Origin of the sequence: Burkholderia sp. Ac-20353 (assembly GCF_017104785.1) — a bacterium.
Classification (GTDB): Bacteria; Pseudomonadota; Gammaproteobacteria; order Burkholderiales; family Burkholderiaceae; genus Burkholderia.
The window spans coordinates 54,954-65,546 of record NZ_JAAGPL010000029.1; the positions used below are offsets into that span (position 1 = coordinate 54,954).

Consider the following 10,593-nt stretch of genomic DNA (forward strand, 5'->3'; position numbering starts at 1 on the left):
GCATCGACTTCATGGACTCAGTCTGGCATTTCGAATGGGCGCACGGCGCGTTCGACCTCCATGCCCGCGGCGGCATGCTCGGCGGTGTCGCCTTTTTCAACGGCGCGCGCGTCATCCGGCCATTCTACGAACCGCCGTGGCTCGGCGAACCGGCCGCTCGGCCCGACGGGCTGCTCGGCGTGATGCGCAGCGAATTCCCGTGTGTGCCGTTCGGCGTGCCATATGCGCACACCGGGCTGCCGGAGGACGGCCTCGCCGACGGCTGGCGCGACGCGCTCGCGCCGCCGGTCGCCGCGGATGGCGTGCGCGACGTACATGGCGTGCACATCATGCATGACGCACCGCTCGACGCAAGCGACGATCTGCAGCACGGCTATGGCTGTATCGCAGACTGGACCTGCGTGCGGCGCACATCGCACGACATCGAGATCGCGCTCGACTATCCGGCCGGCTCGCCGATCGCGCGTGTCACGCGCACGATCCGCGCCGATCCGCACCGCGCGGCGCTGGAATTCGTGCTGCGGATCGACGCGCGCACGGCCGCGCGCCGCCCCGCCGGCCTGCATCCGAATCTCGCGCTGCCGTCGCTCGCCGGCGCGTTCCGGATCGAACCCGGCGCGTTCCGGTTCGGCGTCGTTCACCCGGGCGGCCCCGAACCCGGCGTGTCGCAGGGCCGGCCTGGCGCGACGTTCGAGACGCTCGACCGCGTGCCGCTCACCGACGGCGGATATCGCGCGTTCGATCGGCTGCCGTTCACGGACGCCACCGAGGAAATCGTGCAGCTTTGCGGGATCGATGGCGGCGTGACGCTGCATGACGAGGTCGCCGGCACCGCGTACCGGCTGACGTGGGATGCGGCCGTGCTGCCATCGCTGCTGCTGTGGATCAGCAATCGCGGCCGCACGCATGCGCCGTGGAATGGCCGCAACCTGTGCGTCGGCGTCGAGCCCGTCGCGAGCGCGTTCGAGCTCGGCTGCCAAGCGTCGCTCGCGCCGAACCCGATCAATGCGCGCGGCGTCGCGACCGCGCTGACGCTCGACCCCGCGCGGCCGCTCGAGATCGCGTACCGCTTCGACGTGCTAGACGCGCTTGAGTGACTTGCCGCGCGCTTGAAGCCCGCTAAAGCCTGCTGAAGCCCGTCAGCCCCCCGCCGTCGCCACGCCGCCGGATGCCTGCAGTTGCTGCAGGCTCTCGTCGACGCTCAGCTCGGACATCGCGTCCGCGCGCAGCGTGCCGTCCGCCGCGCGATGCAGCGCATTCAACGTGTGCAGCTTGAGCCGCACCATCGCGAAACGCTGGCCGCGCGCCGCACATTCCGCGGCGAACGTGCGCAGCGATTCGATCGTCGTGCCATCGACGTCGGGCGTTTCCTCGAGGCTCAGCATCACCGTGTGCGTGTCGGGCGCCGCCTTCACGAGCGCGCGCACGCGGTTCAGCATCCGGTCGGCATTCGCGAAGAAGAGCTGTGCCTCCGGTCGCGCGATCAGCACGCCAGACACCGGCTTCGCATCCTGATGGATCGATACGTCGACGAAGTCGTGGCTGTCGCGCAACCGGCCGAGCACGCTGACGTTCGGCTCCGACAGCTTGCGCAGCGTCACCAGCAGGCTCACGCCGATCGCGGCGAGCAAGCCGTGCAGCACGCCGAGCACCAGCACCGCGAGCAGCGCGGCGATCACCACGAGCCGGTCGCGATGCCAGACCCAGTAGGGCTTGAACACGGACGGATGCAGCGAATGGCTGACCGCGAAGATCACGATCGCCGCGAGCACGGGCTCCGGCGTGCGCGCCAGTTGCGGCAGCAGCAGCCAGACGATCAGCGCTATCACGCCGGCCGCCCACAGCCCGGCAAAGCGCGACTGCGCGCCGGCCGCCTCGTTCGCGGACGTCGCCGAATAGCCGGCGCCGACCGGCATCCCGTGCAACAGCCCCGACACGAGATTCGCGCAGCCGAGCGCGACGAGGTCGCGGTTCGGCGACACGGCATCGCCGTGCTTCAGCGCGAAATTGCGGATCGAGCCATACGATTCCGCGTAGAGGATCAGCATCAGCGCGAACGCCAGCTCGGTGGTCTGCATCCACGCGTTGCGGTCGAGCTGCGGCAGGCCGAACGCGATGTTCTGGAAATCGATATGCCCGACGATCGCGATCCCGTAGTGCTGCCAGTCGACCACGTAGCCGGCCGCGATCGACAGCACGATCACGACGAGCGTCGCCGGCACGCGCGAGCCGCGCCCGAGCAGGAACAGCAGTGCGAGCGCGCCACCGCCGAGTGCGACGCTCGCAAGGTTCGCGTGCGGCGCGCCGACGATCAGGTCGAACGCGACGCGCGGCGCGTCGCTGTGCTGCACCTTGACCGCGAGGATCTTCGGCAGTTGCTTGACGACGATCGTCAGCGCGAGCCCGAACGTGAAGCCGCGCAGCACGGGCCGCGCGACGAAATCCGACATGCCGCCGAGCCGCGCGACGCCCGCGAGGATGAACAGCACGCCCGTCATCGCGACGAGCGCCGCCGCGAGCGCGAGCTGCGCAGCGAGGCCCAGGCCCGACTCGGCGAACACGGTCGCCGCGAGCACCGCGGCCGACGACGACGTCGACGACACGATCGCGAAGCGGCTGCTGCCGGTGAGCGCGTAGACGACGAGCCCCGACAGCAGCGCGATCAGGCCGGCCTGCGGCGGCAGGTTCGCGAGCCCCGCATAGGCGACGGCTTCCGGAATCAGCAGGCCCGCGATCGACACGCCGGCCAGCGCGTCGCGGCCGATGCGCTGCGCGCGCGGCGGCGACGCCGCGTCGAGCGGGGCGAAGTGGTCGACATGCTGCGGACCGGCGTCGGGACGCGGTTGCGGAGTCTGCGTGCGGGCAGTCGGCATGGCGCTCCCGTCAGTTCTTCGTGACGATCACGCCCGACCAGCCGGGCAGGTAGCGCGCATCCTGTTCGTGCGCGCGCTTCAGCGCGGCGTCGAGCGCCTTGTCGAAGCTCTTGCGGATCTGGTCGGGCGTCACGTGCAGCCGCAGGTAGTCGGCCCACAGGAATTCGCTGAACGGCGTCGCGTCCTTCGCATAGCCGCCCGCCGTGCGCAATTCGCCCGCGAGGCTCCGGTACGGATCGTCCTCGAGCCCCGTGAGCACCTTCGGCAGATGCTCGTAGTCGCGGCGGGTGCCGTCAGGGCCAAACGGATGCACCCACTGGTTGTGCTCCATCATCCGCCAGAAGATCGTCTCGTCGAGCCAGGACAGATCCTTCAGCAGCATCGCCTTCACGCTCGTCTCCCCTTCCTCGATCAGCGCGAGGCCGAGATGGTGGTGATCGGTGATGAAGTGATGTCCGCCGGGACCGATGACGGCAGGAAACCAGTGCGTATCGATCGCGGCCTTGCGGTCGCGCTTGCCGAGCGTCTTCCAGTGCTTGCGCTTCGCTTTCACTTCGCGATAGCCGACGGTCATCTGCGTCGGGCGCAGCGCTTCGAGCTTGACGGGAATGAGATGAACATCGCGGCCAAGTGTCATGGTCGTACCCTTTCTAGACAAATTCCGGCAACGATACTCCTGATTGCGCGCGCCGTTAATACCGCGCATCCCTCAACAGCACCGGTTTGACGATTTCTGAAGCCTCAGCGCAGGTCGTCGCGCTCGAGGCGGTGACGCACATACGGAATGCCGTCCTGCACGACGCCGACGCGTCGCATCCCGAGCTTGCGCGCGACGTTCAGCGAAGCGGCGTTGGCCGCCGCGATGTCGGCGATCACGCGCGGCAGGCGCACGTTGTCGAACGCATGACGCACGACGGCGGCCGCGGCTTCGCTCGCGATGCCTCGCCCCCATGCGCTCCGGACGAGCCGCCAGCCGATCTCGACGTCGCGCGCGCCGCCGGCGTAGTCGGGAATCAGCAACACCCAGCCGACGAACGTGTCCGGCGCGGCCTTCTCGAAGATCGACCAGTAGCCGAGGCCCGGCGGATAGTCGCGCGTGATCCGGTGCTCGACGAAGCGGCGATGCTCGACGGGGTCGTGCCACGGCCCCGCAATATGCTGCGTGACTTCGGGATCGCGATCCATCGCGATACATGCGTCGAGGTCGGCGAGCACGCGCGGGCGCAGCTGCAGACGCGCGGTGTCGAGCACCGGCAGCGCGGCAGCGGAACGTGCAGTCATTTGATCCGGACTCCTGATTCGGTGCGCATTCGCGCAATCATATTACAGAAACGATACACCACCCTTTCCACCGCACTGCAACACGGGTTCGTGTGCGCGGCGCGCGCGTTTTTCGCTTCCGGAAACCATTCATTTCGTAGGGATTATTCCCGATTCGACCGTATCGCGGGCCACATCACGCGATGCCGCGACCTACACTCGATGAATGCCCCCGCGCCGCGCGCCTGCCGGGCGGCACGCGCACGCGATCCGTCAGGGCGCACGCCAACGAGGAGACCTCGGCCATGAGCTGGACCCCCGAGCAACGCAACGTCACGATCGCCGCCTATCTCGGCTGGACGCTCGATGCGTTCGACTTTTTCCTGATGGTGTTCGTGCTGAAGGACATCGCGTCCGAATTCAATTCGACCATTCCGGCCGTCGCGTTCGCGCTCACGCTGACGCTCGCGATGCGTCCGCTCGGCGCGCTGATCTTCGGCCGGCTCGCCGATCGCTACGGGCGCCGGCCGACGCTGATGGTCAACATCGCGTGCTATTCGCTGATCGAGCTGGCTTCGGGCTTCGCGCCGAGTCTCACGTCGCTGCTCGTGTTGCGCGCGCTGTTCGGCGTCGCAATGGGCGGCGAATGGGGTGTCGGCTCCGCGCTGACGATGGAAACCGTGCCGACCCACTCGCGCGGCATCGTGTCGGGCCTGCTGCAGGCCGGCTATCCGAGCGGCTACCTGGTCGCGTCGATCGTGTTCGGCGTGCTGTACCAGTACATCGGCTGGCGCGGCATGTTCATGGTCGGCGTGCTGCCCGCACTGCTCGTGCTGTACGTGCGCGCGAAGGTGCCCGAATCGCCGGCATGGACGCAGATGGAGAAGCGCCCGCGTCCGAGCCTCGGCAGCACGCTGCGCAACAACTGGGTGCTTGCGATCTATGCAGTCGTGCTGATGACCGCGTTCAACTTCTTCTCGCACGGCACGCAGGACCTCTACCCGACCTTCCTGCGCGAACAGCATCACTTCGAACCGCATACGGTGTCATGGATCACGATCGTGCTCAACGTCGGCGCGATCGTCGGCGGCCTCACGTTCGGCACGATTTCAGAGAAGATCGGCCGCCGCCGCGCGATCTTCATCGCCGCGCTGATCGCGCTGCCGGTGCTGCCGCTGTGGGCATTCTCGAGCGGCCCGCTTGCGCTGGCCGCAGGCGCGTTCCTGATGCAGATCTCGGTGCAGGGTGCATGGGGGATCATTCCCGTCCACCTGAACGAGATCTCGCCCGCCGAGATCCGCGCGACCTTTCCCGGTTTCGTGTACCAGCTCGGCAACCTGCTCGCGTCCGGCAATGCGACGATGCAGGCGTCATTCGCGGTTTCGCGCGGTAACAACTACGCGCTTGCGCTCGCGCTCGTGTGCGGCACCGTCGCCGTCGTGATCGCGATCCTGATCCTGTTCAGCCCGGAAAAGCGCGGGATCGACATGACGCAATCGGTCAATACGCGTAGCAGCGTCGGCTGAGCATGCCGGTTGGTGCAGCGCATCATGCCGCGCGGCCCGGCGTTGGCGGGCCACGCGGCGATCTTTCCGCATCTGCACATCGATCTAGAGGATTCCGACCAGATTCAGCGCTTGCCCGCGCCATGCGCGTTTTTTTATCTTAATAAAAACGGCTGTTTGAATTACAAATTCGAATCGATTGTTCGCGGCCGGGCGACCGGCATGGGAGGCGGAACATGGCAGTGGGTCAGGTGGGGCGGCCGCCGGGCAGCCGGCAAGCCGGCGGGACGAAGGCACGCATCCTCGATGCGGCCGAAGACCTGTTCATCGAACATGGCTTCGAGGCGATGTCGATGCGGCAGATCACGTCGCGCGCGGCGGTCAATCTCGCAGCGGTCAACTATCACTTTGGCAGCAAGGAAGCGCTGATCCACGCGATGCTGTCGCGCCGGCTCGATCAGCTCAACCAGGAGCGCCTGCACATCCTCGACCGCTTCGATGCGCAACTCGGCACGCACGTCACTTGCGAACACGTGCTCGGCGCGATGTTCATTCCCGCGCTGAAGGCGTCGCGCGACCCCGAGCGCGGCGGGCGCGCGTTCCTGCGGCTGATCGGCCGCGCGTACACCGATCCGTCGCCGTTTGTGCGCAACTTCCTGACCGCGCACTATGCGAGCGTCGCAGGCCGCTTCTTCGACGCGTTCCAGCGCGCGCTGCCGGGCCTGCCGCGCACGGAGCTCGGCTGGCGGCTGCACTTCGCGATCGGTGCGCTGTCCGGCGCGCTGGCGGGCGCCGAGACCGAGGGCCTGATCGACGAGTTCTCGCAGGGCCGCACGATGAACGACGTGCAGATGATCGCGCGGCTGTCGTCGCTGATCGTCGCCGCGCTGAAGGCGCCGATGCCCGACAGCGCGCAGCTGTCGATCTTCGCGGCGGTGCTCGACGATGCGGGGGCGAACGATGCGGTGCTTGGTGTGTCCGCTTCACAGTCCGCTGCACCGGCCGAGGCGCCGATCGACGACGCGACGCTGCATCACGCGAACTGATGCGCGCAGTGCATGCGGCGACGCCATGCGTGGCGTCGCCGCATGCTCGCGCAGCAGTACGAACTCGGCGTACTCCGCATGGGACCGAACCCGACGTTATCGCACCCGGTTCGGTCGATATCCGATCGACTGTAAAGCGTGGAATCGGAGCGGGTGCTGAGCGCTCATTCTGATCAACCGCAAAACATGCGACCAGAGCAGGCGCTGAAGCGCCAACGCTGGTCGACCACCAAGCATCGGACCAGATCGAGCGCCGAAGCGCCAACTCTGGTCGACAGGAGACAACAATGCCCGCTTCCGCCCCCACCGAAGCCACCCAGGTGCCGCCGAACACCGACGGCATCTGGTACGCGTCATATCCGCCCGGCGTGCCGCGCGAGATCGACGTCACGCAGTACGCATCGCTCGTCCAGTTCTTCGACGAATGCACGACACAGTTCGCGGACCGCGTCGCGTACGTGAGCGCCGGCGCGTCGCTGACCTATCGCGCGCTCGCGCAGAAAGTCGCGGCATTCGCGTCGTACCTGCAGAGCGTCGGCGTGAAGCCCGGCGACCGTGTCGCGATCATGCTGCCGAACACGTTCCAGTATCCGGTCGCACTGTTCGGCACGCTGAAGGCCGGCGCGATCGTCGTCAACGTGAACCCGCTGTACACCGTGCGCGAACTCGCGCATCAGCTGAAGGACAGCGGCGCGCAGACGATCGTCGTGTTCGAGAACTTCGCGCGCACGCTGCAGGATGCGCTGCCCGAGACGCAGGTGAAGAACGTCGTCGTCACCGCGCTCGGCGACCTGCTCGCGGACGGCTTCAACGCGAAGGGCCGGCTGATCAACTTCGTGCTGAAGCACGTGAAGAAGCTCGTCCCGGCATACCACCTGCCGCAGGCCGTGCAGCTGCGTTCGGCACTCGCGCTCGGCGCGCGCGGCAAGCCGCAGCCCGTGCCGCTCACGCGCGACGATCTCGCGTTCCTGCAGTACACCGGCGGCACGACGGGCGTCGCGAAAGGCGCGATGCTCACGCACGGCAACCTGATCGCAAACCTGCTGCAGGCGAAGGCATGGATCGCCGACCAGGTCTCGGGCGACATCGAGACGGTGCTCACGCCGCTGCCGCTTTATCACATCTATTCGCTGACCGTGAACGCATTCATCTTCATGGGGCTCGGCGGGCGCAACATCCTGATCGCGAACCCGCGCGACACGAAGATGGTGATGAAGATCATCCGCCACGAAACCTTCACGGGTATCACCGGCATCAACACGCTGTACAACGCGTTCCTCGACAACGAGGAATTCCGCAACCGCGACTTCTCGAAGCTGAAGCTCGCGATGGCGGGCGGCATGGCGATGCAGCGTGCAGTCGCCGAGCGTTTCCAGCAGGTGACGGGCCGGCCGGTCGTCGAGGGCTACGGGCTCACCGAATGCTCGCCGATCGTCACGATGAACCCCGTGAACCTGCAGGACATGGCCGCGTTCAGCGGCTCGATCGGCCTGCCTGCCCCGTCGACCGTCGTGCGCTTCCGGCGCGAGGACGGCACCTGGGCCGGCATCGGCGAACCGGGCGAGCTGTGCGTGCACGGCCCGCAGGTGATGCGCGGCTACTGGCAGCGCCCCGACGAAACCGCGAAGGTGATCGACGCCGATGGCTGGCTCGGTACCGGCGACATCGGCGTGATGGACGAACACGGCTTCGTGCGGCTGATCGACCGCAAGAAGGACATGATCCTCGTGTCGGGCTTCAACGTGTATCCGAACGAGATCGAGGAAGTGCTCGTCATGCATCCGGGCATCAGTGAAGCGGCAGCGATCGGCATCCCTGACGACGTGCACGGCGAGCGGATCAAGGTATTCGTCGTGCGGCGCGACCCGACGCTGTCGGTCGACGACGTGCTCGCGCATTGTCGCAAGAACCTGACCGGCTACAAGATGCCGAAGCTCGTCGAGTTCCGCGACGCGCTGCCGCAGACCAACGTCGGCAAGATCCTGCGTCGCGCGCTGCGCGACGAGGAACTCGCGAAACGCAAGCCGGCATCGCACGGCTGAATCCACCGCATCTGGAGACACAGTCGATGAACGAAGGAACGAAGCGGCCGCTGCGCCGGGATACGGCCTGCACAGAAACGTCGGCCACGTCGGCAACATCGGCCACCTCGGCCGCCGTGACCATCGCCGGCGCGCTCGTGTTCGCGCTGGCATTGGCGCCGGCAGGCATCCATGCGCAGGAAGCCACCGCGCCGGCAAGCGCCCCGCACGATGCCGCGCCGTTGCCGGCCGACTTCTCGAAGGTCGCGCGCGAGCCGGCCACGCAGCAGGCGCGCTGGCTGCGCAGCGCCGCGCAGCAAGGCACGCTCGCGAAGCTCGACGACGCGACACTCACCGCGCTGTTCACGGCGCTCGACCCGCTCGCGGTGCCCGAGTACATCCGCACCGGGCCGAATGGCTATTCGTCGTATCAGTTCACGATGCGCCGCCAGGAGCGCATCAGCGGGAAGTGGTCGGACACCGCCGATCACATGATCGTCAAGACCACGCGCGACCCGCTGCGGGTTTATGCGAAATGGCTGCCGGACGGCGCGCACGCGGGCCAGGAAATCATCTACGACGCGACGCTGCGCAAGGACGAGATGTACGGCCACCTCGGCGGATTGCTCGGCAAGCTGCCGCTGTGGACGGCGATCGACGGCGCACTCGCGCGCGCGCAGTCGAATCATCAGGTGCGGGATCTCGGCACCGAGTTCATCGCGAACCTGTACCTGAGCGAGGGGAAGAAATACCGCGACGCGGGCGTCGAGCGCCCGACCCATGTGGAGGCGAAGACGGTCGACGGCGTGCGTGTCGTCGCCCTCACCTACGAAACGCCGACCGGCCGGCCGCAGTTCTACGCGAAGAAGGAAATCCTGGGGCTCGATCTGCACGCGCCCTATTTCCGGACGGTCGAATCCTACGACAACGACGGGCGGGTCTTCGAGCGGATCGTCATCGAGAAGATCGCACCGGCGACGCTCGACGACACGGCGTTCGACCCGAAGAATCCGGACTACCGGTTCTGATGCGCGCCGCCGGCAGGTGCGCCGCACTCAATCGTCATCGTCGTCGTGATGCTTGTGCCAATGCTTGTAGTAGTGCTTGCGCCACTTGCGATAGTGTTCGTCGTCGTCATCGCCTTCGTAGCCGTATCCGTAGCCCGGATATGCGACCACCGCCGGCTGCGGCGCCACATAGACCGGCGCCGGCTCGGCATAGACCGGCACGCCGATGCCGACCGCAACGTCGACGTGCCCCGCCATCGCACTGCCGGAAGCCAGCCACGCCAGGCCCCCGACCCACACTGCCATTCGCCTCTTGTTCATGTTCTGGATCTCTGTTGAGTCGGCCCTGCCGACGCGCGCGACGACTGTATCCGAGCGGTGCGAAGCGAGGTGCAACGGCGCTGCGAGAGTCGTAACCCGACGTAACAAAAAGCGGCTGGCCGTTTGGCCGAATCGCCGAAATGCGCGGAACCGTCTATAGTGGGTTACGGTTCGACACAATCACGACTGCACGCAGCCGGATCGAACAAGGTAAAATCCCGCTCAAACATCCTGTGGATTCGACGCCACACACACGCACAACATATTTTCTGACGCAGGCTCCTGCCGCATCTCAATGGCCAATCCCGCAGAATCCCATCCGCAAAACGACTTCATCAATTCCGCGCGCAAGGAACGTAAGCGCGTTGAAATCTATCTCGTCAACGGCATCCGCCTGACGGGTTGCATCGAGTCGTTCGACCAGTATCTGGTGATGCTGCGCACCCCCGTGGGTCTGCAAGGCATCTACAAGCGTGCGATTTCCACGATCCAGCTCGACACGGGCGGTTCGCGCCCGGGCGGCGGCGGTCCGCGCGGCCCGCGCCCGGGCGGCGGCGGCC

Annotated in this window: 10 protein-coding genes; 6 read left to right on the plus strand and 4 right to left on the minus strand. The window is 66.9% G+C overall.

What is annotated here, in order from left to right; genetic code table 11:
• Positions 1-11: 11 nt before the first annotated feature.
• Positions 12-1,097 carry a hypothetical protein gene (locus tag G3N94_RS12525; RefSeq protein WP_205792698.1) on the plus strand — a complete coding sequence of 362 codons (1,086 nt, stop codon included), beginning with the start codon at positions 12-14 and terminating at the stop codon, positions 1,095-1,097.
• A 42-nt stretch (positions 1,098-1,139) separates the two neighbouring features.
• Here G3N94_RS12525 and G3N94_RS12530 read toward each other — a convergent pair whose 3' ends face one another.
• The 3 genes from G3N94_RS12530 to G3N94_RS12540 form a co-directional block, all read right to left on the minus strand.
• Positions 1,140-2,873 carry a SulP family inorganic anion transporter gene (locus G3N94_RS12530; RefSeq protein WP_205792699.1) on the minus strand — a complete coding sequence of 578 codons (1,734 nt, stop codon included), beginning with the start codon at positions 2,871-2,873 and terminating at the stop codon, positions 1,140-1,142.
• A gap of 10 nt (positions 2,874-2,883) precedes the next feature.
• Positions 2,884-3,510 carry a ParB-like protein gene (locus G3N94_RS12535; RefSeq protein WP_205792700.1) on the minus strand — a complete coding sequence of 209 codons (627 nt, stop codon included), beginning with the start codon at positions 3,508-3,510 and terminating at the stop codon, positions 2,884-2,886.
• A gap of 104 nt (positions 3,511-3,614) precedes the next feature.
• Positions 3,615-4,154 (minus strand): GNAT family N-acetyltransferase, encoded by a 540-nt coding sequence (locus tag G3N94_RS12540; RefSeq protein WP_205792701.1) that lies wholly within the window; start codon positions 4,152-4,154, stop codon positions 3,615-3,617.
• A gap of 284 nt (positions 4,155-4,438) precedes the next feature.
• Between G3N94_RS12540 and G3N94_RS12545 the strand changes: the two genes are divergently transcribed.
• From G3N94_RS12545 to G3N94_RS12560, 4 genes are all read left to right on the plus strand, one after another.
• Positions 4,439-5,659: an MFS transporter gene (locus G3N94_RS12545; RefSeq protein ID WP_205792702.1), complete on the plus strand. Its 1,221-nt coding sequence runs from the start codon at positions 4,439-4,441 to the stop codon at positions 5,657-5,659.
• A gap of 215 nt (positions 5,660-5,874) precedes the next feature.
• Positions 5,875-6,684 (plus strand): TetR/AcrR family transcriptional regulator, encoded by an 810-nt coding sequence (locus G3N94_RS12550; RefSeq protein ID WP_205792703.1) that lies wholly within the window; start codon positions 5,875-5,877, stop codon positions 6,682-6,684.
• A gap of 287 nt (positions 6,685-6,971) precedes the next feature.
• A complete protein-coding gene (locus G3N94_RS12555) occupies positions 6,972-8,726 on the plus strand; it encodes an AMP-binding protein (protein WP_205792704.1) in 1,755 nt (584 codons plus the stop codon).
• Positions 8,727-8,752: 26 nt separating this feature from the next.
• Entirely contained in the window at positions 8,753-9,733 is a 981-nt protein-coding gene (locus tag G3N94_RS12560) for a DUF1571 domain-containing protein (RefSeq protein ID WP_205792705.1), read from the plus strand.
• A 27-nt stretch (positions 9,734-9,760) separates the two neighbouring features.
• Here G3N94_RS12560 and G3N94_RS12565 read toward each other — a convergent pair whose 3' ends face one another.
• The gene (locus tag G3N94_RS12565; protein WP_205792706.1) at positions 9,761-10,033 is read right to left on the minus strand and encodes a hypothetical protein; all 273 of its coding nucleotides are present in this window, start codon (positions 10,031-10,033) and stop codon (positions 9,761-9,763) included.
• Between the two features lie 295 nt (positions 10,034-10,328).
• On the opposite strand from G3N94_RS12565, the gene hfq reads away from it, so the two are divergent.
• Positions 10,329-10,593 (plus strand): RNA chaperone Hfq (hfq, locus tag G3N94_RS12570; protein WP_205792707.1); only part of this gene is annotated, 265 nt, incomplete at its 3' end.